Origin of the sequence: Imperialibacter roseus (assembly GCF_032999765.1) — a bacterium.
Lineage (GTDB): Bacteria > Bacteroidota > Bacteroidia > Cytophagales > Cyclobacteriaceae > Imperialibacter > Imperialibacter roseus.
This window is the reverse complement of sequence record NZ_CP136051.1, coordinates 309,572-333,289: the sequence shown is the minus strand read 5'-3', so window position 1 is coordinate 333,289 and position 23,718 is coordinate 309,572. Positions and strand designations below refer to the sequence as shown.

Annotated in this window: 23 protein-coding genes; all 23 read right to left on the bottom strand. The window is 44.1% G+C overall.

From position 1 onward, the window contains the following. Positions 1-4: 4 nt before the first annotated feature. A complete protein-coding gene (locus RT717_RS01405; protein WP_317489963.1) occupies positions 5-727 on the bottom strand; it encodes a VIT1/CCC1 transporter family protein in 723 nt (240 codons plus the stop codon). A gap of 25 nt (positions 728-752) precedes the next feature. Further along, positions 753-3,059, bottom strand: a complete 2,307-nt coding sequence (locus RT717_RS01400) for a multicopper oxidase domain-containing protein (protein ID WP_317489962.1) — start codon at positions 3,057-3,059, stop codon at positions 753-755. A gap of 15 nt (positions 3,060-3,074) precedes the next feature. Continuing rightward, the gene (locus tag RT717_RS01395) at positions 3,075-3,518 is read right to left on the bottom strand and encodes a hypothetical protein (protein WP_317489961.1); all 444 of its coding nucleotides are present in this window, start codon (positions 3,516-3,518) and stop codon (positions 3,075-3,077) included. 44 nt (positions 3,519-3,562) lie between these two features. Continuing rightward, positions 3,563-4,399, bottom strand: a complete 837-nt coding sequence (locus RT717_RS01390) for a carbonic anhydrase (RefSeq protein ID WP_317489960.1) — start codon at positions 4,397-4,399, stop codon at positions 3,563-3,565. Between the two features lie 82 nt (positions 4,400-4,481). Further along, a complete protein-coding gene (locus tag RT717_RS01385; RefSeq protein ID WP_317489959.1) occupies positions 4,482-5,057 on the bottom strand; it encodes an AraC family transcriptional regulator in 576 nt (191 codons plus the stop codon). Positions 5,058-5,064: 7 nt separating this feature from the next. Further along, positions 5,065-5,958 carry a class I SAM-dependent methyltransferase gene (locus tag RT717_RS01380; protein ID WP_317489958.1) on the bottom strand — a complete coding sequence of 298 codons (894 nt, stop codon included), beginning with the start codon at positions 5,956-5,958 and terminating at the stop codon, positions 5,065-5,067. A gap of 19 nt (positions 5,959-5,977) precedes the next feature. Beyond that, positions 5,978-6,664 (bottom strand): hypothetical protein, encoded by a 687-nt coding sequence (locus RT717_RS01375; RefSeq protein WP_317489957.1) that lies wholly within the window; start codon positions 6,662-6,664, stop codon positions 5,978-5,980. 19 nt (positions 6,665-6,683) lie between these two features. After that, positions 6,684-7,148 carry a nuclear transport factor 2 family protein gene (locus RT717_RS01370; protein WP_317489956.1) on the bottom strand — a complete coding sequence of 155 codons (465 nt, stop codon included), beginning with the start codon at positions 7,146-7,148 and terminating at the stop codon, positions 6,684-6,686. Between the two features lie 24 nt (positions 7,149-7,172). After that, positions 7,173-7,613 carry a hypothetical protein gene (locus RT717_RS01365; protein ID WP_317489955.1) on the bottom strand — a complete coding sequence of 147 codons (441 nt, stop codon included), beginning with the start codon at positions 7,611-7,613 and terminating at the stop codon, positions 7,173-7,175. Positions 7,614-7,713: 100 nt separating this feature from the next. Then, a complete protein-coding gene (locus RT717_RS01360) occupies positions 7,714-8,169 on the bottom strand; it encodes a 5-fold beta-flower protein (protein WP_317489954.1) in 456 nt (151 codons plus the stop codon). A 41-nt stretch (positions 8,170-8,210) separates the two neighbouring features. Then, the gene (locus tag RT717_RS01355; protein WP_317489953.1) at positions 8,211-8,723 is read right to left on the bottom strand and encodes a DUF3347 domain-containing protein; all 513 of its coding nucleotides are present in this window, start codon (positions 8,721-8,723) and stop codon (positions 8,211-8,213) included. 141 nt (positions 8,724-8,864) lie between these two features. Then, positions 8,865-10,667: an efflux RND transporter periplasmic adaptor subunit gene (locus RT717_RS01350; protein WP_317489952.1), complete on the bottom strand. Its 1,803-nt coding sequence runs from the start codon at positions 10,665-10,667 to the stop codon at positions 8,865-8,867. 1 nt (position 10,668) lies between these two features. Further along, the gene (locus tag RT717_RS01345) at positions 10,669-11,901 is read right to left on the bottom strand and encodes a TolC family protein (RefSeq protein ID WP_317489951.1); all 1,233 of its coding nucleotides are present in this window, start codon (positions 11,899-11,901) and stop codon (positions 10,669-10,671) included. Continuing rightward, a complete protein-coding gene (locus RT717_RS01340) occupies positions 11,898-15,779 on the bottom strand; it encodes an efflux RND transporter permease subunit (protein ID WP_317489950.1) in 3,882 nt (1,293 codons plus the stop codon). Before RT717_RS01340 ends, RT717_RS01345 begins: the two co-directional genes overlap by 4 nt. 107 nt (positions 15,780-15,886) lie before the next feature. Further along, entirely contained in the window at positions 15,887-16,330 is a 444-nt protein-coding gene (locus RT717_RS01335) for an HYC_CC_PP family protein (RefSeq protein WP_317489949.1), read from the bottom strand. A gap of 218 nt (positions 16,331-16,548) precedes the next feature. Then, positions 16,549-17,814: a hypothetical protein gene (locus RT717_RS01330; RefSeq protein WP_317489948.1), complete on the bottom strand. Its 1,266-nt coding sequence runs from the start codon at positions 17,812-17,814 to the stop codon at positions 16,549-16,551. 74 nt (positions 17,815-17,888) lie between these two features. After that, positions 17,889-18,269, bottom strand: coding sequence for an LDCC motif putative metal-binding protein (locus tag RT717_RS01325; protein ID WP_317489947.1), 381 nt, complete (start codon positions 18,267-18,269; stop codon positions 17,889-17,891). A 173-nt stretch (positions 18,270-18,442) separates the two neighbouring features. Continuing rightward, positions 18,443-18,709: a PDDEXK family nuclease gene (locus RT717_RS01320; RefSeq protein ID WP_317489946.1), complete on the bottom strand. Its 267-nt coding sequence runs from the start codon at positions 18,707-18,709 to the stop codon at positions 18,443-18,445. A gap of 439 nt (positions 18,710-19,148) precedes the next feature. After that, positions 19,149-19,412, bottom strand: coding sequence for a hypothetical protein (locus RT717_RS01315; protein ID WP_317489102.1), 264 nt, complete (start codon positions 19,410-19,412; stop codon positions 19,149-19,151). 11 nt (positions 19,413-19,423) lie between these two features. Beyond that, entirely contained in the window at positions 19,424-20,377 is a 954-nt protein-coding gene (locus RT717_RS01310; protein ID WP_317489945.1) for an IS110 family RNA-guided transposase, read from the bottom strand. Positions 20,378-20,630: 253 nt separating this feature from the next. Then, positions 20,631-20,981, bottom strand: coding sequence for a hypothetical protein (locus tag RT717_RS01305; RefSeq protein WP_317489944.1), 351 nt, complete (start codon positions 20,979-20,981; stop codon positions 20,631-20,633). Beyond that, complete coding sequence (locus RT717_RS01300) at positions 20,953-21,513, bottom strand: hypothetical protein (RefSeq protein ID WP_317489943.1); 561 nt, start codon at positions 21,511-21,513, stop codon at positions 20,953-20,955. The genes RT717_RS01305 and RT717_RS01300 overlap by 29 nt, the downstream gene beginning before the upstream one ends. Before the next feature lie 110 nt (positions 21,514-21,623). Beyond that, entirely contained in the window at positions 21,624-23,717 is a 2,094-nt protein-coding gene (glgX, locus tag RT717_RS01295) for a glycogen debranching protein GlgX (protein WP_317489942.1), read from the bottom strand. Position 23,718 lies beyond the last annotated feature (1 nt).

Sequence of the window (23,718 nt, the reverse complement as noted above, 5' to 3'; positions counted from 1 at the left end):
AGGCTTAGCTAAGGTTTACACCAAATAAATGACCAACCAATGCTGTTAACCCCATTGCAATCGTTCCCCAAAATGTAATCCTTACGATGGCTTTTCCAATGCTTGAGCCTCCTGTTTTAGCAGCTAATGCACCTAAAATTATAAGGAAAATTATTGCAAACGCATATAAATAATATTCCATGTTTTTTAAGGGAAGAAATACTGTTACGAAAAGAGGGAGAACAGCACCTGACGTAAATGCAGCACCTGATGCAAATGCGGCTTGTATGGGTCTAGCCTGACTTATTTCATTCAAACCTAGCTCATCTCTAACATGTGCCCCCAAGGCGTCTTTTCCAGTTAACTCCTGAGCAACCATAAGAGCTGTTTCCTTTTTTAACCCCCTTTTTTCATAAATTTCAGCCAAACGTCTTAACTCAGTTTCGGGCATATCTTTTAACTCCTGCTTTTCACGTTCTATATCTGCTTGCTCAATATCAGTTTGAGAACTCACAGACACGTATTCTCCGGCAGCCATGGATAAGGCTCCTGCAACTAATCCTGCAAGTGTTGCGAGTATAATTGGCGCACGAACTTCACTTGCTGCTGCCACACCAATCGCAAGACTTGCAGTGGATAAAATCCCGTCATTGGCACCAAGTACAGCTGCTCTCAACCAGTTACTGCGACTAATGAAGTGTGGTGCCAGGTAATTATCTGGTTCTATTTTGGTTTTGATGGTTTTCATTTTCAATCCTCTTGGATGGAATTTCCTAAAACCTCCAGGTCAATCCACCCCCACCGCCAAAGCGGTTATCGTAAGTACCAGTGAGCGAAAAGTTTCGGGAGACTACATAGTCTATACCTGCGTTCCATACTTGCTCGGAGGCATAGGATTTACCTGCTTCCAGGGTATTCACCGCACCAAAGTCTGATCGGTATTCATAACGTCCAAATATTGCTACTCTTCTAAATATCAAATACTCGGCAGTAAAACGTACCTGTGGTCTCAACTGATTGTCTATACTTAGATCTGCATTGATAAAATAGGGTAACAAGTATCGAATACCGACCTGTGCAACAGACTTGAATTGATCTAAGCTTTCCGCGGTTTCGTTTTCCACATTTACACCACCATAAACCCTGAAATAATCGCTTAAATATCTTTCGTAAGAAAAGTCTGCTTCAAAGTTTTGATTCCATCCAATTTCTGCACCGAGGTTCCACTGATTCCTGACATTTGAGGAGACCAACTCTAAAGATGACATATGACTGGCGCCATAAGCCGTTCCCCAGGAATAATATTTATTGGTTTCCTTAATAAGGGTAGAAAGAGGATAGCGCTGAAGTTTTGGATCTCTGGGTGTTCCGTAACTAAAAACCCGGGCCATTCCAGCTTCAAGGTGATACAGTATGTGGCAGTGAAAAAACCAATCACCATATTCGTTTGCGTCAAATTCAATAGTAATACTCTGCATAGGTGCTACGTTTAACGTATGTTTGAGGGGTGAGTATTCGCCATTCTCGTTAATCACCCGGAAGAAATGTCCGTGCAGGTGCATTGGATGGTTCATCATGGTCAGGTTCGTCATTGTAATGCGTACTACCTCTCCTTTACTGATCTTGATTTTGTCGGCTTCTGCGAGGGGTTTACCATTCATACTCCATATATAACGCCACATGTTTCCATTTAGAGTGAATTTGATTTCACGGACAGGCTTGTCTGCAGAATAGTTGGTAGGTTCTGCCGACTTTAGAAAATCGTAAGTTTTATCCGGCCCCATACCTGCGCCCACTAAAACGGATTCATCTTTCCCCTGGCTCATTTTCATGTCTCCATGATCCATGCCTGTCATTCCTTTTTGAGTACTATCCATTTTGTTCATAGATGGCATATCCATTCCCTCCATATCATCCTTTTTAGTGTCCTCGGACATTTTCATGGAATTCATATCACCTTTCATTTGCATACCATACTTCTTCATTTTCTCCAACCCATCATTCTTTTTAGGATTAAAAATCATCGCTGGCGCACCCATTTTCATGTCCATTTTTGACATGGCTTTCATGATGCCGACATAGTCAGGTCTTGGCACATCGGGAGCTTTAAGCAATTCGCCCTGCCCCAAATAGGCTGATGTCTGTCCCGCTCCGTCCATCGAAGAGGCACGAATTTCCAGTTTGCCACTTTCCGGAATCGTTATCAGGTAATCATAAGTCTCAGCGATTGCAAAAAGCAACTTCTCTTTTTTGACAGGCACCACATCAATTCCATCAGCAGATATCAGAGTTGGATCGCCACCGCCAAATGTTATCCAATAATACGTGGATGCAGAAGCGTTTATCATTCTGACCCTTACCTTTTCTCCAGGCTTAAACTCTGGATACTCTTTTATCTGTGTGCCATTGGTCAAAAATGCTCCGTAGTAAACGTCTGCGATATCTGCCCCGGGCATTCGTTGTTTCCAAAAGTTTAGCTGGGCTCCCAAACCGCCTCTGGCTATGACTTTTCCAAGTGGGGTTACTGTATTCCGCTTGATCGAGTACCACTCATTTCTACGCTTAAGGTTCTTTAATACATGCATCGGATTTTCATCTGTCCAGTCTGAGAAAACCAGCACCAAATCTTTGTTGTATTCAAATTTTGGTTCTTTTGGTTCTATGACAATGGAGCCATAAACACCGAGTTGCTCCTGAAGCCCTGTATGCGAATGGTACCAATAGGTTCCACTGTGCACTAGGGGAAACTCATACTTTTGCGTATGGCCAGGTTCTATCGGAGGTGTAGTCAGATAAGGCACTCCATCGTAGAAGTTGGGCAATATGAGACCGTGCCAGTGTACAGAAGTTTCTTCATCTAGCTCATTCTTAACATAAATGACAGCATAATCACCCTCTTTAAAGCGAAGTGTGGGGCCCGGTATCTGACCATCAATGGCCAAGGCCTTGCGGTCTTTCCCCGTAATATTCAGGGTCTTTTCACTTATAGTGATATTGTATACTGTGGTATCCGTTTGTGCACGGGTTGATATAGTAAATAAAATAACCAATGCGGTACTTAGCAGGATGATTTTTTTCATAAAATAAAATGTTTTTTAGATCTTTCTTATCTCTGTATGACGAATTTCACCGCCTGTAGTGCCTGTTTCTTTTCCAAAGAACAAGACAACCAATGCGAATACTAACGTTGCAATATTAAGTATGGTTGAAAAGGTTTTTTGCTTGAAACTTGCCCAAAGGGCGAACAACGACAGCCCTCCTAAGATATAAGATAACAGAGCAAAAGTTTCGGCCATTGTTTCGTGGTTTTCAATATAAATTTGGCTAATACCGCTAATCTTTTCAACTACCTCTTTTGCGCCCTCACCTGTAATGATTGCTAACATTGCTGTCAAGGCACCCATTATGAATATCAAATGAGCCGTCCGTTTTACGCCTCTTGATTTTGAGATTAGCCCTGTAATCATCACGATTACACCCACAATAGGAAAAATGATAGGTAAATGATTTACGACTAAATGCCAATGTGCTTCATTCATAACTATTAATATTTAAATTTTTTTATTCCAAACAGACAGCCTAATTAATTAAATGTTTTAAAACTCACGATACGCCCATTCAATGGCTGAGCCAGTCGGTAATTGTTTATTGGCATCAGGTCTTTTAATCTGTCAATTTGTTCTGGTGCTAACCCAAGGGGCTCCTTCAATATATACCAGGATACAGATTCTGTGCACGGAGGGGTAGTTAATGAACCTTCATAATGATAGAGGGTTCCTGTTTTCAATGTACTAAGCGGATCCTCAAAATCGCAGAGTGCACTGACTTCCTTCGATTCACCTATATCAATAGGTAAATAGTCAAGCAAAAACCGGAAAGTTTTGCTTGTTTCACCCTGCTTTGCGAATAAGGCTAGTACTACATAACTGTTAGTCTCCGGCTCAAAATGAACCATGTGAATTTCCAAGGGGAATCTAACTCCATCTAAGGTGTGTTCTGAAGGCGAATGGAAATGAAATTGTTTTAGAATGTACTGACGCTCGGCAAGCTTCAATATATTGTTTTCAGATTCAAATTCGTATTCGATAGTATGACCATTATTTATTACATTTTTAACTTCAGTAGCATTTTCATAATGAAAGTCACTAAGGCGGAGATCAAAATCTCCTGCTATTGCCTTAAAAGTGTTGATGTTGATAGGTGATTGTCTGATGCCTCCGCATTCTGATCCTTCTTCAAGTCTGGTCCAAAACTTGGGGCCTGTTTCACCCTGATATGCCCACACATCTGTTTTATTAATAGCCTCTACTTCATTACCCTTTCCTTCAGTACTATCTTTTGTGTCTTTCCGACTACCATTACAACCAAAAATGAACAAGATGACTATGAGCGAAAACAATTTTGGTATTAAGCTTTTCATAGCATGAAATTAAGTTACATTATATTATGCAAAACTGTACATATCCATACACTTTGTATTGCCATATTTCCAATATTGTTTATCATATTCTATCAATTGGTACTCGTCTACTTTCACCTAAACTTTTATATTCTTTCAACGTCATGCCTGTTTCTTTTTTAAACAGTCTGGACAAGCCCGAAGGATTCTGATAACCCAATTCATAAGATATTTCGCTAAAGCTCAACTTATCATTCTCAATCAGCTCCTTGGCTCGCTCGATCTTCAATAAGATACTGTAGCGCTCTATGCTTTTGCCGAAGGTTTTTGAAAATATTCTGCTCAAAGTATTATAATTTGTGTTGAGTTTTTTTACCAAGTATTCCGATAGGTTCATTTCCTGACTCGTACCCCATAAATAGTTAACGACCCATCTCTTTGTCTGTTCTGCCTGAATGCTTTCTTTGTTCCAGATAATTTCAAACTCGTTTTCATTGATGATTTTCCGGATCAATGATTCATGAATTTTGGCAGAGTTGTATCGAATCAATATTCTGCCAAGTTCGATTTCTACAACTTCAATTGCCATTTCTTTTAATTCCGAGTTTAATACCTTCAAGCAACGACTGCAAATCATTCCTTTTATTTTAAACTCTTGTGAGGTTAAATCCTGTTTCATAATGCTTTTATTTGTCACCGGTATAGTAACAGAATGAGCCGATTTTGGTATTTATATGATCAACTTCCTGAACGTCGGAAAATCCAGATTCTTGAATATACTCCGGCAACAACCCTTTGACATTGTCATTGGTGGTTTTAAATCCATCGAGCACCTGAACCAGATAAAAGGCCATTCGCATCATCCTGGACTTAGCCTGACCCCAGTCACCAATGACCAGCTTTCCCCCCGGTTTCAGTACCCGATGAATTTCTTTCAAACTTCTCAATTTTGCCTCCTTATCCAGATGATGGAAGACCAGGCAACTAACTACTTTATCAAAAGAATTTGATTCAAATGGAAATGTGGTTCCATCATATAGATTCAGAGTAATGCTCAAGCTATTTTTTGTCAGTTTATGTTTTGCTATTTCTCTTATTTTCGGATCTATGTCGAGCCCCGTGAAATGACTATTGGGTGCCTTTTTTGCTGCAATCAGCAGATTGGCAGCTGTACCAAAACCAAACTCAAGAATATGTTCTCCATTAGCAGGATTTAAGTGATCGACCAGCAAATTTCTAAACTTACGTTCCGGCATGGTGATGCGTATGGTAGCATCGTACCATGCTGTAAGAAAATCATACCCCAGTGCGGGGATGATTTTCTTCTCAGTTTTATGCACATGATCTTTCATTTTTTCAATCATTTGTTTTTGTTCTAATTTTTCCCAGCTTTGGCTGACCAAGCATTTTTGAGAGCCGAATGCACAGAAAATGCAGCATTGATCGCCCGAAACAGTAATCTTACATTCGCATCCCTTACAATAGAAGCTATCCAGCCGGTCATCATAAGGTATTCTGCAAACCTGCTGCTGGCCGCATACCGGACAGGTAAGTATCGAATCAAAAAACAACCCCGGCATACTGGTGATTTTAAATCAATTAATGGTCATGCTCCAATTCCAAAAATTTACCTTCCGGCCCTATACCTTCTATGTGTACCAGTTGCGCTCCGTAATGTCCTGCCTGTGCCACAGCATAAGCAGCGCTCAGTAACACAACTGCCACAATAGCCATTGCCAATCTTTTTGATTTGAAAATGAATAGGTTGATTCCTTGCAAGAGCAGGCCAATAAATCCAAGATTGATTGTCCAGTCAGCCCAGAAGTCATGTTGTTCGAGCACGAGCTTGGCATGTTCGGTTAGTCCGTGAGTATGCGGATGGAAGTTTCTGCCGGCCAAGTACGCAGCAACAAAACCTACCAGCACCAGGACAAAGGCTGTCCACGCCAATTCTCGTTTGATGAAATAGATGTTGACAACCGCCAGAATGGCTCCCACGATCAGCAATACGATAGCGAAATGGACAATTAGCGGATGGATTGTAGGGAAATCTGCAAGGTCTGCGGTCACCTTCTTTTCGTGATGTGCATCTTGTGGATGTGCATCGTGACTGTCTGCCTCGCTGGCATGGGAGTGGTCTTTATGCTCTTCCCCGGTGGAATGTGCATTCACCACGGTATCCGCTTGTATGACGGTGCTGTCTTGTTTGTTTTTATGGCCTTCATGTGCCGATACGGTTGCTGTAGTGATTAGTACCAATACGACTGCTTTTAGAATATTTTTCATTTTTAAATTATTTAGGTGATTAATGATTGGCCTGTGGTTTTCTCGCTGATGAATGGGTTTGCCATATTTTCCATTGACCATTTTCTTTTTTCAAAATACTGGAGGCAACCCCTTTTCGTTCAATAACTGACTTGTCCTTGCTTAGAACAATGGTGTAATTATAGGTTTCAGTAGCAAAGGCGAATGGCAAATCGACTTCAATAGATACCTTATAGTCACTAAACTTGAAAGATTCGAAATGATGGAGTTCTGGCCCCAGATGGTTGGCCAGATAGTCCTGATATCGACCTTCAACTTTGCCTGATTCAATAACAATTGATTGCGATACAAATAAATTACCCGTGCCAGTTGTGTCGAGGCTTTCAATGGCTTGTTTGTAAGATTCCAGTACTTGTTTTACCTGGTTAATTTCATCCGACTGTTGCGCCTGAGTCTTCCCAGCCACTATGGCAGCAAGACCTAAAAAAAGTAGTTTCAATTTCATAGATTTGGGGTTAAAGGATTGTTTTTAGTTTTTCTTAAATGCGTTGTAATTAGCCTCTGATTCAAAGTATGTCACTGCGCCTTGCGTGTTAGTCACTACAATAAATGCTTCCGATTTATCTACCGGATTACCACTAAAAGGGTCAATGGCGATCCTTGCGCTTTCCAGATTATTCAGTTTATCCACGCATCCCTGGCAGCAACCGTAATACGTTTTGCCATTGACTGGTACAGGGATTTGCGGCTTGCCCATGTATGCATCGTTTACCATACACACCAAACTGGGATCGACCGGCTGATGAACCTCGGCAGGGTCTATGCTCGTAGCTGGCCCTTGCCTATAAGAGTAGAACCAATATCCCAGTGCAGTCACCACCACTACAAATGCCCCTAATGCAAGGCAAGCATACACCATGCTTTTGGCGGATGCCCTGGGGTGATTTTTATTAAATTTCTTTTTCTTCATGGCATTGCGTATTTGGTGCCTGCAAGAAGAGTGGAGGAGAGGCTGGCTACCGAAACGATCTCCAACCTAACGTTCCACTCTTCAAAACAGGGCTTTAATTTTACTTATCCTCTTCCTTATTCGTTTCCTGTTCTAAAAAGAAGCAGTGTGTGGCACACGCATGAAGTTTATAGTTTTTGTGCACCGTTCCCTTCTTGTGACCTTCCGGATCCAGGATTTCGCACTTGTCACCAATCGTTTTGGTACTCAAAATGAAGACTCCATCATTGTTGTAATAGCGACCATCTTTTTTGGCTTTGCCTAAGGAATTGCCTTCAGCATCGTAAACTCGGCCACCTTTGATGAACCCCAATTTCTGGTTCTGATTGTTGAAGACTATATCTTCCTTACTTATGTAGCCGAGTTTAGTACCCTTGTCATTCAGTATTTCGCCTTTGCCATTGATATGGAGAAGGCGCTGTGCTGTTTTGTCACTGGCTGGCTGAGCCACCAGTACTTGTGCTGCCAGCAGCATTCCTGCCAGGAATGCGATGCTGAAAAAAATGTTCTTTTTCATTTTATTTAAATCTGCCCTGAGTTGGGGCATTATCTTTTATTTTATTGAATAGTCTCTTTCACGCTTCCGCACTTCAGCATTTGGTCACCGAAGTAGGGGTTGCGGATTTCCTTTTCGTTGGATAGCCAATAGCCTCCGGTGCTGCTGTTGGCCATGGGGCAGTATTCCAGGTAGAGTTCACCCATGCTGATATTAGCACCCCTCACCAAAGTGGCCATCTCATTGCTTAAGGCGGCAAAAGCCTTTCGTTGGTTTTCCAGTGAACCTGCTTGCGCAACTTTAGCTGCTTCTGCATGGACTTTATCACTTCCTTTGACATTGTGAAGGACCTTCACCAAAGATTCAGAAGCGGATTTTGCATTTTGAAAATCAGACACCACCAAAGCATTCTTCACATGGATGTAGTGTGTGTAGGAAGACCCCAGTGCCTTATCTTTAAACATTGGTTCCATCTTTTGACTGCTTGCTTGTGCACCATGCGCTGCATGGTCATGTTGTGCGGTTGCCCCCCAGCTTGCTAAAGCCAGACATAGCATGATCATTGTTTTTTTCATTTTTCCATTTAGTTTAAAGATTTAATACTTGAATCAGGGCTAAACCAGTGACCAGAAGAATGACTATTCCCCATGTAATCCGGCTGACCCATTTTTTTATTATTGAAGGAGCTTTTTCATCTCCTGTTTTGCAGCAGTCCTTCATTTTATAATTGATTTTACTTCTCCACAGGATAGCATGGCTTCACCGAAGTATGGGTTTTTGATCTCTTCAGACAGACTTAGCCAAGAGGCTCCTCTATTGTTATCTGCCATTGGGCAGAAATCCACATACAATGGCTCATCCATCGGATTGAATGCCTGACTCATTGCGATTAAAATGTCCGATACTTGCTGAAAGGATTTTCGCACTTCATCCAGGCTTTTTTGATGAGGTATGTGTTGCAAGGCATTACCCATATCGCTGCTGTATTTCATCCACACATCATGTGACTCTCCGGGAAAGAGCGACATGTTGATTGCTGAAAGTGACTTGCTTATATCAGCGGATGCTTTTTGGGCGGCAGCTAAATTATCTAAACTCAATGCATCTTTCATAGCCATATAGGCCATATAAACCGGTCGAAGAGCGGTTTTCGCTTGGTCACTAATCGCAACTTCTTTGGGTTTGCCCTGATGGGTGGCATGGTCGGACTGGGTAGCAGATTCAGGCGCACCAGTACCGCCATGATTGCTGTGACCCGTCATGGCAACTCCTCCTTCAGGCCGCATCATGCTTGGCTTGCCAGCCAACTGAGCAGCAGCATCTATGCTAAATGTGCCATTCACCGCTATTTCATCTCCTTCCTGTAATCCATTTTCTACGATGAAGCTTTCCCCCAGAGCAGCACCTAATGTCACGTCACGCATGAGGAAACTTACTCCTTTGCCTGAAGTGCTTTTTACATAGACTACCGACCTCTTTCCAGTCCACATCACAGCGGTTTTAGGAACCACAAGTTTGTCTGACTTAGCAGGTAAGGTTGCTTCAACTGTGCCGGAGGCAAACATTTCAGGCTTGAGTCGCTGACCTGCATTGGAGATTTCTACTCTCGCTTTGGCGACCCTTGTTTTCGGGTCGATCACAGGATCGAGGTAGCTCACTTTACCCGAAAATGTTTCACCGGGGAAAGAGGCGATGGTGAAACTTACCTTGTCTCCTTTGTTGATCCAGGACATGTCTGATTCATACACATCAAACAATAACCATACTTTTGAGAGATCCGCAACTTCATAGATAGCCTCGCCTTTACGCACATAGTCACCCAGGTTTACCTTTTTCTCAGTCACATAACCGGAGACATCTGCTGTAATAGCGAATTCTTCTTTTATGCTTCCTCTTTGGATGATTTCATCAATTTGGGAGTTTGACAGCTTCCAGTTTTTTAATTTTTCCCTTGCGGCACTGAAAAGCTGCGGTTGCGTTTCTTTGATTTTTTGCGCTTCAAACAATTCCTCCTGAGCGGTGACCAGATCAGGCGAATAAACAGCAGCGATAGTTTGACCTTTTCGCACAAATTCACCGGTAAAATTGACTGTCAGTTTTTCGATCCTCCCGGGGATGTGAGAAGATTGGGAATAAACCAAACGCTCATCAGCTTGTACTTTTCCGTTCAGGCGGACCATTTTTACCGGATTCATGGTGCCCACTACAGCAGTACTCACGTTTGCTAATTGCATGGCCGTTGGCGACATGGATATCGCCATGGGGTCAAGTTGTTCATCTTGCTCATTATCCAGCGGAATTAAATCCATTCCACAAATAGGGCAATCCCCCGGTTCACTTTGACGGATCTGAGGGTGCATGGAGCAGGTCCAGACAGTCTCACCCGCAACTTCTGTGGTGTGCTGGTGCTCTTCATCCGTTTTGCTTTCAGACGAACCACCAAAAATCAACCACCCCAGCAATAGTCCTATTGCCAGTGTTGATAATGCTATGATTATTGTTTTTCTATTCGTTTTCATTTTAATATGTTTTTGCTGTCAAATAATTGAGTTTGGCCACTGCAACTTGATATTGGACTTCTGCCGAGGCTTTCATTTTTTCATATTTTAGAAGTTGCTGTTGCATGCGCAATACTTCTTCAAACTCTTTTCCAGAGTTGCCATAGGCAGTAAACAAGAGGGTTAAGGCTTGTTCGGATTCCTGTATCTGCTGGTCGTATAGCTGAAGTAGCTCTAGTTGTTGCTGTATTTCAAACCAGGCCATTTCATAACCGGAAGTAAGAGAATTGACGTATTCATCCTTTTGAAGGGAATAGCTTTCTTGCATCAGCTGCGCTTCTTTTACAGCGGCTTTGTACTTATTCCTGAAAATGGGGATACTGACCGAAAACATAGGCATCAACACGTCCTTTCCATTATCGGGTAAATTCATGTCTGTTCGTTCGCCTACCATCACATAGTCCAGACCAACACCCAGCTTTGGAAGCCCCTGTTTTATGGCAGCTTGTTCTTGCGCCTCACTTGCTTTTATTCTAAGATCCAGTGCATTCAACACCGGATTATTGGTCAGCAAAGAATCCCTTCGAAAATCATCGGCTAAAGATTCTGCCGATAAGGAATCGCTTACTACCACCGGATCATTTTCACCCCTGTCCAGCAGCTTGTTGAAAGTGGTGATTAGTGGTTTTTCTTTCTGATCCAGGATGCTCAGATTCGTGGTGGCATCTTTAAGCATGATATCCACCCGGAGTACGTCCACCATGGTACCGGTTCCATTTTTAAATTTTGAATTGGAAATGGTTTTATAGGATTGCAGGATGTCGATATTTTCCTGTTCAATCTGCTTCCACTGGTTCAGTTCGTATAGTGGATAGTATGCTGCGGCAACTTGATAATATAGTTTGTTACGAGCATCCAAAAAGGACTGGTACTTTTCTTCCGCCATTAAAGCAGCGGCATCTCCTTGCGCTCTGAGTGTACCAAACCAGGGGAACATCTGGGTCAATGAAAACCGAGCCCTTTGCGGACCCACTCTGGTTTCTACCGGGGAAATAAAATACCCAAAAGAAAATGAGGGGTCAGGTAGCGTACTGACCTGATCTACTTTTTGCAATGCTGCTTCAAACTCTTTGTATTTCGATTGCAACCCCGGATTGTTTTGGGCTGCTATTTTGAAATAGTCATCCAGGGTCTGAGCTTGACCCACACTCGTTCCGAGAAAAACAAGCAGTATGATATTTACAATTATCTTCATGGTTGTGTCTTGTTTAATTTTCTTTCTTCACGATAGCTGTATAGTACCGGCACAATGAAAATGCTCACCAGTGCGAACGCCATTCCTCCGAAGGAGGGAATCGCCATTGGGATCATAATGTCCGCACCACGTCCAGTGGAGGTGAGCACGGGCAACAAGGCTATCATTGTAGTAGAAACTGTCATCAAGGCGGGTCTTATCCTCCTCAGCCCAGCCTCTACTACTGCCTCCCTGACTTCTTTTAAAGTACCAGGTTGATTTCGCTCAAAGCTCTGATCCAGATAAGTGGCTATTAATACCCCGTCATCTGTGGCAATGCCAAAGAGGGCAATGAATCCTACCCAAACGGCCACACTCAAATTGACGGTATGCATTTGGAACAGATCCCTCATGTTGGTGCCGAAGATGGAGAAATCAGCAAACCAGCCTTGCCCGTAGAGCCAAAGCATCAAAAAACCACCGCTAAAGGCCATGGCAATACCTGTAAATACCATCAGGGAGGTACTGACTGACTTAAACTGGAAGTAGAGGATGAGAAATACAGTGGCTAAGACCAAAGGAACGATGATGGCCAGACGTTTTTCTGCCCGAACCTGGTTTTCATAACTCCCTGAGAATTTATAGCTGATCCCTGCAGGAACACTTAATTCTCCAGCGTCAATTTTGTCTTGAATGGTTTTTTGGGCAGCATTTACCACCCCCACTTCTGAAAATCCATCTCGCTTATCAAAGAGTACATAGCCTACCAAAAAGGTCTCTTCACTTTTAATAGCCTGGGGCCCACGAACGTATTCAAAATCAACAATCTGCGAAATGGGTATTTGTGCCCCTGTTGGAGTAGGTATCAGGATTTTGCCTAACGACTCGGGATCGTCACGCAATTCACGTGGATAGCGTACCCTCACCGGAAAGCGTTCCCGGCCTTCCACTGTTGAGGTAATCTTCATGCCACCAATAGCTGTTTCTATTGTTTGCTGTACATCTTCTACATTCAAGCCATATCTGGAGATCTCATCCCGATTGATATTGAGGTGCAGGTAGGGTTTTCCCACGATCCGATCGGCAAATACCGCTTCTGCCTTTACCGAAGGCACTCCTTTTAGTATTTCCTCCAGCTCCAGCCCGAATTGTTCAATGGTTTTCAGATCAGGGCCATAGACTTTAATACCCATGGGTGCCCGCATACCCGTTTGAAGCATGACCAGACGAGTTTCTATCGGCTGCAGCCTGGGTGCTGAAGTGACGCCAGGTATCTTGCTTACCTGTACTATTTCATCCCAAATGTCATCTGGTGATTGGATGTGGGGACGCCAGTTTCGAAAATAATCCCCATTGTCATCTGGTATTAAGTCTTGATATGATACTCCCCAGGTTAAGGCCTCCTCATTGGAAAGTGTATCACCGCTTTCGAGTATGAAACCGTCCTTCCTGTCCACTTTAAACCGCACCCTGTGCCCTTTTTCATTGAGCATATATTCTGGTTTATAGTTGATGACATTTTCGTACATGGAGATAGGTGCCGGGTCAAGTGCGGATTCCACCCGCCCCAGTTTGCCAACAGCTAATTCCACTTCAGGAATATTGGTAAGAAGCATATCCAATTGCCCAAGCACCTTGCGGTTGTATTCAAGTCCTGAATGCGGCATGGATGTAGGCATCAGCAGGAAGCTGCCCTCATTGAGGGATGGCATAAATTCTTTACCTACGCCAGGGAAAGCTTCCGTTAACCCAGACCATACTTTAGTGGTACGTACATCCCAGTTTACTACATCAAATCCCTTTGCCACAAAACCAAAGACGGAATTGAACCCTATCCAACTAGTTGCCCCTAATAGGATCAGAAAGGAAGGGATGGTGAGGAAAGTGCCTTTATGATCCAGACACCACTTAAGTATGGGTTTGTAAAAATGCTCTAGGAGGGAGAATGCCCCCAAGATAAGACCGACCAGCATGGTGACAAAAACAACATTGAGCAGGAGGCTTTTACTTGCGCCCAGTGGCAACCAGTATTTGGCTAGCAGCCATACCACACCAATAACGACTATAAATATTTCAGCATGATTTAAAACCCAATTTGCGGATTTGCTAATGGTCTGAAAGAACAATGGTTTGACGGGCTGATTTGTTGATGGTTCGATAGTTCCGACATCTTTGCCTGGTTCCCTTCTGAGTGACTTCAAAGTTCCGGCAGTGCCAAATGCCAACAGCATCATTCCTGCCCATACCTGTCCGAGAAAAAGGCAGGCAATACCTACAGGTAGCAGTACGATATTCAGCCATTTTTGAATCTTTTTACTTTTGATCCTTGCCCCGAAAAACCAATGGGCTAGTGTGGGCAAAATCAATAAGGAAACAATAAGTGCCGCCACGAGGGCAAACGTTTTGGTGAAAGCAAGGGGGCCAAAGAGTTTCCCTTCGGCAGCTTGCATGGTAAATACCGGAATGAAACTCACTATGGTGGTAGATACTGCGGTTAGAATGGCAGAACTGACTTCTGAAGCACCGTTGTAAATGGTATCGATCAGTTTTTGACCGGGTGGTGCTTCATCCAGGTGTTTGATAATATTTTCTGATAGGATAATACCCAGATCCACCATTGTACCGATGGCAATGGCGATACCCGACAAGGCTACAATATTGGCATCTACACCAAAGTAGCGCATGGCAATAAAGACCATGAGCACAGCTATTGGCAAAAGACTCGAAATAAGGAAAGATGCCCGCAGGTTATACACCATCACGATCACTACTAAAATGGAAATCAGAATTTCCAGCGACAGGGCTTCTTCAAGCGTACCAAGAGTTTCGTAAATAAGTTCGGAGCGATCGTAGAAGGGGACAATGGTCAGCTGGCTTTCCACGCCATTGGCCAGGGTCTTTTTTGGTAAGCCAGGAGCGATTTCACCGATTTTAGCCTTTACACTGTTGATGACCTGTAAAGGATTGGCTCCAAAACGGGCCACAACGACACCACCTACTACCTCGGCTCCTCCTTTGTCCAGCAACCCCCTTCGGGTGGCAGGACCCAACGTAACTACACCAATGTCTTTGATGCGGATAGGTACATTATCCTGAACGGCCACTACCGCCTTTTCAATGTCTTCCACTTTTTTGATATAGCCCAATCCCCGGACGAGGTACTCAGCCTGATTGATTTCGATGGTTTTGGCACCTACGTCCCGGTTGGATTTAAGCACGGCCTGCATCACTTTATGCAGCGGGATACTGTAAGCCTTCAGAGCATCGGGATTAACGTCAATCTGGTACTCCTGTATAAACCCACCAATCGATGCTACCTCCGATACACCTTCTGTAGCGTTCAAGCCATATTTCACGTAGAAATCCTGGACGGTGCGTATTTCGTGCAAATCCCAACCACCTGTAGGGTTGCCTTGTTTATCCCGGCCTTCGATGGTGTACCAATACACCTGGCCAAGGGCTGTAGCATCAGGGCCAAGGGCGGGCTGCACCCCTTCGGGTAATAAATCCCTGGGTAGGGCATTGAGCTTCTCGATAATTCGTGAGCGAGACCAATAAAACTCTACATCTTCACTAAAAATGATAAAGATGCTGGAGAAACCAAAAATAGAAGTGCTTCGGATGGATTTTACGCCCGGAATACCTAGTAAATAGGTAGTCAACGGATACGAAATTTGGTCTTCTATGTCTTGTGGCGACCGGCCTTGCCACTGGGTAAAGACGATCTGTTGGTTTTCGCCAATATCAGGAATGGCATCAACCGGCACAGGATCGGAGGGCAATGCACCCACTTGCCAGCCAAATGGTGCCGTTACAATGCCCCAGGCAATGAAGCCAATTAATATGAGAACGGTAACTAACTTGTTCTCAAGAAAGTATTTAATGATTTTATTAAGCATGATTTCATTCAATTTTCTTTGAAACTGGATTGAACTGAGCGCATACAGATGTATGCACTTGTGGCGCAGCAGAATGCTGTGCCAAGTGAAAGAATTGAATGAAATGCTTAAATCAGGAAGGACTGAACGAGCACAGGTATGTCACGCTCAATCAGGGGAGGGGAATAGTCTTTGTAGGAATAATAATCAACTGTAGGAGCGCTGAAAATGAACGAGACAAGTGCATAAAGTACCGCCACCATGTGGAAATCCGGCATGGAAACGGGAGCAGCAACCCGGGCAAGTTCATCTTGTCCTTCTACCTGCAAAAAGTGATCTTCGCAACAGCCCTTTTTAGCCGTGTGTGTATGGTTGAGCTCACATTCCTGGTCATGATGGTCATGGACACAAGGTACAGGCTGTGTAACCATTTCACATGGTTTGGCTTGCTGAAACAGTGCAATGCTTTCCAACTGGCCCATGCAGAAATGCATGCTAAAGTTGAAGCTCATAGAGCTGAACAGCACCAGCATGGATAACAAAATGGCCGATTTTTGTCTAAAGCGTTGCACTTCTTTTTTTAAGATACTTTGCTAATGTACGAAATTTTTCCTGTAGTGTTTGGTTCCTCCTGATGAAATTTGGTGGCAAATGAATGCTGTGAAGCCAAATTATCAGTTGTAATAAGCATTTCAGTCATATTAATTAAACAAGGTTCGTAAAGAGTAATATGCTTTTTAATAATGAAGAAAAGTGCCGGACGACTGGTCCGGCACACTCTTCACCACCCCTAAAAGCTGATCACAGCTTCCAGGTTTACCCCGTTGAACTCACCACCATTATACTTGGTGGAGATCCAACCCTCACCTTCATATTTTTGTGTAACATATTCTACCTTGGCCATCACATTGTTGGTCAGGTACCAGCCTCCACCGATATTCAACCGGTTGATCTCTTGCGTGAGAGCGTTTTCAGTCATTTTTCCGGATACCGTGTTATACCTCCCCCCCAGGTAAAACTGCTCCGTGCTGCCAAAGCGATAGAGTAGCTCACCGGCAAGCTGTGTGAAAGACCCGGCACCCTGGTCATCGCTGTTGGAGGCAACTTCATAGATCCCGAAGAACTCCAGGCCCTTGAATTTAATGAATGGGTTCACTTGTATGGCGGTCAATTGTTTGAACCGGGGATTGAACCGGCCTTCAAACGCATTGCCATTACCATCCAGGGTTTGCATTACATTGTAATACCGGGACCCGGCCCGGTCTCCACCAAAAAGGTAGGTACCAGTAGTGGTGCCTTTGTTGATGTACCAAGAGCCTGTGAGACGCACCCTCAGATCATTGCTTAGCTGGTTATCATAACCAAGTTTTCCAAAGAATGAAGCTTTGTTGTCAGAATTGTCATTGACCACTACGCTCTGGTTGAGCTTACCGTTTGTCACTCCAACAACTCCAAGAAAACCACTTTTCTGGATGGTTACTTCTCCAAACGCCTCGGTGGAGAAAGCATCCATGATGTAATTACCTATGAAGGGGTTGAAAATTGCCCTGGCATTGTCGCTCCTTCTGAAGTGCGCATCGCCATAGTTGAACTCATCCATACCGACAGTGATCCTGGTTACCTCCATCACGCCTGCCAGGAAGCCGGGCTTGATAAAATCGAGCTTATCTATTTGCATGTAGCCTCCTTTCACCCAGGACTCGTTATGATTTTTAGATGAGAGGTAGGTCCGCAGATGCATCCTGACCCCATCATACAACTGTACGTCCAGGTTTAAGTTGGCACTGGGTAAGTTGAAGTTGGAGCCCAGCTCCACGAGGCTGTCTAAGGAGTTCGTTTGGTTGAGGCCCTGGAACTGCATGGCAAAATCACCTCCAACCCGAACTTTGAGGCCATCAAATGCCACGGTATCCTGTTGGGAAGGTTCGAATATATTGAGCCCTGCTTTGCTATTGGGTCTGAAAAACTGCAGCGAAGGCTGCTGTGCATATACTACGCCGGATACTAAAAGTAGTAGCGGGAGTATAGCTAGTTTGCTAAAATTTATCGTTTTCATGATTAATGAAATTTTAAAGGTTGTTTAATTCTGTATTTAATTACCATGTGAATTTACGAGCGAACCGTGCTCGACTATTTTTGAAATCTTGTGGAAGATTTAAGGTATTTTGTTCTGCCTCTGCCCTGGGTTTGATTATATCTGTTCAGTGAGCAGCAGTCCAGTCTCCTGGTGCCGAATGAGTTGTCTGTGTCACTGGCCAGGAAGTCCAGGATCGTTTTCCAAAATGATCTTTTTTCTTCGGGCTTTTCCTTAAACCCGGATTTCTGGACAATTCCTGAAATGTACTCCGGTGTGTAGAGATAAGCAGGAAAGCTTACACTTACCTGGTCCGGACCGGCTTTTTTATAGCTGACACCTTCCTTTACCTCCTGCCCGGCCCTGATTGCATTCCACACTTCGTCCGGTATCTGTCCGGCGGAAGTGAACGTATGGGTTATTACAAAATCATCCATCTTATTCGAAATGTTTGTTCTACAGATTTTAACCCGGTTTGTCAGCCGCAGTTTGATGTAATTGTGGCAGAGATTTATTTTATTTTGCTTCTGATAGACACTATTGTGGGCCAACCATTGACCTTATCCAGGCTAAGAAAAGGATGCGTCAGAGGTATTGGCTGATATCCTTTTTAAATTGGGAGAAGTGGTGTCGTTTGAATGCACCCTGCGGTACCGTGCGCTTCTTTAAGGATCCTGTAGCTATTGGTGTTCTCCGGAAGGAACTGACGCAGAACATCAGGATGATCACAAATGGTTCGGCAGAGTACAATGCCCCGAGATAGCAGTTCCGATTTTTGTTCCCTGGTAAGGGTAGAGAGACTGGTCACCGGATGCAAGCCGTATTCTGAGATCATATCTTTGAGGCTGTCCCCTTCAGGGTAATCCCAACTGATCATGCGCAACCCGGCACATTTCCCATGGCAATGGCATCTGTAGTAAACTTGCTGTTAGTCACTACCCAACCCTGATGAAACTTATCCCTGTGCCCTTCAGATTGCGCCAGCTAAACTCTACATCCCGGAACCTTGAGTTGATGTAAAGCGGAACCTTTACATCAGTCTTATGCCCCGGCTTGTTGTGAAACTTACATCCAATTATGAAATGCTGGTTTGCTTTTTCGGCAACCAAGTCAATTTCATCTGTATATAATTTCGTTTCGATCAAGTAGTAAAGTATCCATAACAAGGTTAAGAGAGTAAATTTTCATCTTCGTGCTCCTTCCACCAGTTGGTGGATTGGCTACATCGTTGGGTGCTTAACCTGTTTGTTAGACCAATTTCATGTACAGGCTGTCATTGAAGACGATCCAGTAACAGACCGGCCTTTTAAAGTTCTTTAAGCAGCAGAAACCAAATCGTAGCCTAGCTCTTTTAGTTTGGCTAAGTGTCTTTTGATCTGCTTCTTGTTTCGTTCAGCACTATCGTGCAATAGCGGTTCCTTGTAGGCCTCTTTGTTTTTTAGAACATGGTAGGCGGCGATAATAATCTTATGACCAACTGCTACCAGCGCTTTCTTTTTGCCTCTGCGTGCAATTAAACTTTGATATTTGCGCTTCAGGTAGCCGTCTTTCTTTCTTGTCGCTCCCCAACCACATTCCACCAAAAGAGACTTCAGGTAGCGGTTTCCCTTAACTGTCCTTGTGCTTTTTTTTTACCCGCACTCTCGTTGTTCCCCGGGCTCAGCCCTGCCCAACTACTCAAGTGATGCTCGTTAGGGAACTGATTCATATCTACACCAATCTCACTGATAATGCTGATGGCGCTGTCTTTTCCCACCCCATCGATGGTTTGCAGCAAGTCTATTTCTACAGCATACTGAGCAGTGGCTCGGTCTATATGTTGCTCCAGTTCTCCAATGATCCCTTCTTTTTCCTCAATGCTCTTCCTGATAATATTGAGCATAAAACGATGATGGGCTGTTAATTTTCCCTCAAGGGCTTTACGGATGTCTTCTCGGTTGGCCTTTACCTTCCCATGAATGTGCTTCATTAAATCATCCACATTGGTCTTACCATCAATGATATCATTGATGATTTTACTACCGGTGGCACCATGAACTTCAGTAAGCACAGTACTGAGTTTGATATTGGCATCTTCCAGTATCCTTATCAGTCTGTTCTTCTCACTGGCTACGTGTTCTACCTGGCGCTTTTTGTACCTGACAAGATCCCGCAACTCCCTAATGTCTCTTGGAGGAATAAAACTTCCTCTTAACAAGCCAGCCAACAACAACTTGCTGATCCACCGGCTGTCACGTTTGTCTGTTTTGTGCCCCGGCACATTCTTCACATGGCGGGCGTTGACCAGAATGATTTCAAAGTCCTCTTCCAGTATGTTAAATACCGGCTTCCAATAAACGCCTGTGCTTTCCATTGCTACATGGGTAACTCCCTGGCTCTTGCACCAATCTCTTAACTCTGTCAAAGAACTTGTGTAGGCTTCAAACTCCCTGGTTTGGTAGTCATTCTGCCCTTTGCTGATCGTCGCTACGATCACCGCCTGATGTACGTCAAGGCCACAGCCGACCTTTACTATTTGCTCAAAAGCTACTTCTCCTGTTTTCATTTAACTTTCAAGGGTTTCGATAACCCTTGAAAGTTACTCCATATTCATTTTCGTTCGGGTGCGCTAAAGCCGCCCATGGAGATTTCATGTGTATAAAATTTACTTTTTAGAGGCCAGATCGGTCCGCCGAAGCGGGAATAGCCTGTGTCATTACGGAATAGATCGTAGTCTGTTGACTGGTTATTCATCGTTCCACGCCGGTCCGTTGGGTAGGGTATTCCTTATGGCTATTTCATGTGTAATGCATCTGCCTTTATATGGTGAGCTTCGTCATCACCTCAAACCCCTGGTATTTCAGCAGTTCGCTGATGAAGGACCTGAAACCTAAGGGGCCCAGTTTATGGATCGCTGCTTTTAACTTGTACCGGGGCACGGAGTATGGAGCATATTTCTTCATCCATTTCGTGGCTATCTGAAATAATTTCTTTGTGGTGATTCCTTCGTAGATGTCGCTCCTGATCCCTGATAGGATCGATTCGAGCTGACGATCAACCACTCCTGAATTCAGCAGGCTCCTGGTCAGCTTTTCTTCCGAAAATAGCTCCGATTCGCCCGAGTACTTCACCACGTTCATATCAATACCCAACTTTTCCACTCTGGTCAAGGACTTCCCGGTTCAGCACCGTCTGAAATAGATGAATGTCTTCCACCTTTCCAAACGGGCTGAGGACAAGTTTCGCATCGTCCATCAGCTTGATATCTAAAGTCAGTAGGCAAGACATGACCTCACTTCCTTCCCAGTGCTCAAGTACGCCCTCACCTGTTATGTAATATGCAGCTTCACCATAATAGAGTTCGCCCTGGATACTGAAATTCCTGATGGGGTGCGACTGAGTTTCAATTTCCCTGAGGGAAAGCCTGGACCTGATAGCCACATCATAATCGTAAAAAAATCGATTGGTCGGGATATGATCATCCAGGGTCTCGTCCAGTTTGAAATTGATGACCACCTCAGCCTCGTCATAGTCCAGCAGCACATTGATATTTTTGAACTCATGTGTTACCAATGAATCTCCCTTGAGCGTTTTGGCAACCAGCGTTCCTTTTCGGGTAATGTAGGTACGCTGTGCATGGGCAGTGCAGGATAAGATCCCTTGCAAAAACAGAATGCTGATAAAAAAGATGACTGGTCTCATAATTAGTTTATTTACATTAAACTCAATTAAATGTACCGCCAAACCGACACCTTGTTTTATGATATTTTGACAATGATTAATGGAATTTTTCTATTCTTCTAGGCGATCCTTTAGTATAACTTCGACATAAGGACGGTTAGTGATCTTTCCATTACTTTAGAGGTATTTTCGATCACCGGACTTTTCCCAAACGAACAAAATGAATTATGCTGAAATGTATCTATGATCCTGTACCACTGATGATCAGTTTGAGGCAGTTCGAAAGTCAATGGTTGATGCCAGGCATTGATCATGAAATGGTATTGATAGTCGCCAAACTCCTCTTTGAGTTGATAAGCCAGAGAATGGGAATCGTAGCTCCGGTCCGGTTCGAATAGTTTCACGCCATGCCATGTGATGCATTCACTTCCTCTTTCAGGCTTTTCTCCCCAGAACCTTTCCATTCTGAATATCTTTTGGGACTGGTTGAACCTGATCAAATGCTGCACAAAGGCTAGCAAATCCTTGTTTTTCTCTACCAGGTCCCAGTCAAACCAACTGATTTCATTGTCCTGGCAGTAGGTATTATTGTTTCCGCTTTGTGTACGTCTCACTTCGTCCCCCATGGAGATCATGGGAGTACCCTGGGAAAGTAATAGCAGCACCATGAAGTTTTTGATCTGCCTCAATCGAAGCGCTTCTATTTCCTGGTCATTTGTTGGGCCTTCCACCCCATGATTCCAGGAATAGTTCTCGTTGCATCCGTCCCGGTTATTCTCTCCATTGGCTTCATTGTGCTTATGATTATAGCTCACCAGGTCATTGAGGGTGAATCCATCATGACAGGTGATCATATTGATGCTCCGGTTTGGATCACGAAAGGGTTTGTTGTAAATATCCGGGCTGCCTGCAATGCGATTGGCAAAATCACTAACAGCTCCGTTATCTCCTCTCAGAAACCGTCTGATATCATCCCTGAAACGGCCGTTCCACTCTGCCCATTTATCACCTACAAATGATCCTATCTGGTAGAGCCCTCCGGCATCCCATGCTTCAGCTATGATCTTCGTACTGGCCAGCACGGGATCTGATTCTATTTCCCACAACACCGGAGGGTTTTCCATCGGGTAGCCATGCTCATCCCTTGACATGATGGAGGCCAGATCGAACCGGAATCCATCAATATGCATTTCAACCACCCATCTTCTCAGCGCATCCATGATCAGCCTGCGTACCACCGAGTGATTGGTGTTGAACGTATTGCCACAGCCGGAGTAGTTCATATAGTACTCCTGCTTATGTGACAGGATGTAGTACGTGTCGTTTTCCAGTCCTTTGAAAGATAGCGTAGGCCCGACTTCATTGCCCTCAGCCGTATGGTTAAATACCACATCCAGGATCACCTCAATATTGGCCTTATGAAGCGCTCTCACCATGTTCCGGAATTCATCGGCTATCACTTTGTGGTCATGACAATAACAGTATCCATTGTGAGGTGCAAAAAAAGCAATGGGGGAGTATCCCCAATAATTCGTGGGAAGACCATTGCCAACATCCTGCGGATCGAACTGGATGACCGGCATGAGCTCTACGGCAGTGATCCCCAGCTTTTTAAGGAAAGGTATTTTCTTTACCAGGCCGGTATAGGTACCTAACAGGGACTTTTCTATTTTCGAATTGGGGTGCCGGGTGAATCCTTTAAGGTGAACCTCATAAATTACAGAGCGTGAATAGGGATGATGCACGTGTTTATCTCCATTCCAGTCGTAAGCCTGCGGATCTACCACCACACATTTCATACAGTGCGAATGAGTTACTTCTGTTTGGCCAATTGGGGCCAGGGATTGTCGATTATATGCTTTTGGTGTGACCACCGCTCTTGCGTAAGGGTCGAGTAGCAGCCTGGACTGATCAAATCTACGGCCGACTGCCGGATCAAAAGGGCCATATACTTTGTATCCATACAGGGCGCCAACAGGCAATTCCTTCACAAGCACATGCCAGTAATGGAAGCTGCGATTCCCGGAAGCTTTTAGGGAAATCACCTGGAAAGGCTCATCGTCGTTTGCGTCTTTGAAAAGGCAGAGGTCTACGCCTGATGCGCTTTTGGAAAAGAGGCAAAAATTTACCCCCATATCCACTACGGTAGCCCCTAGAGGATTTGGGTCGCCGCTTAGGATGTCGTACTGTATCGTCTTTGGTTTTACTTCTGATATGGTCTCCATC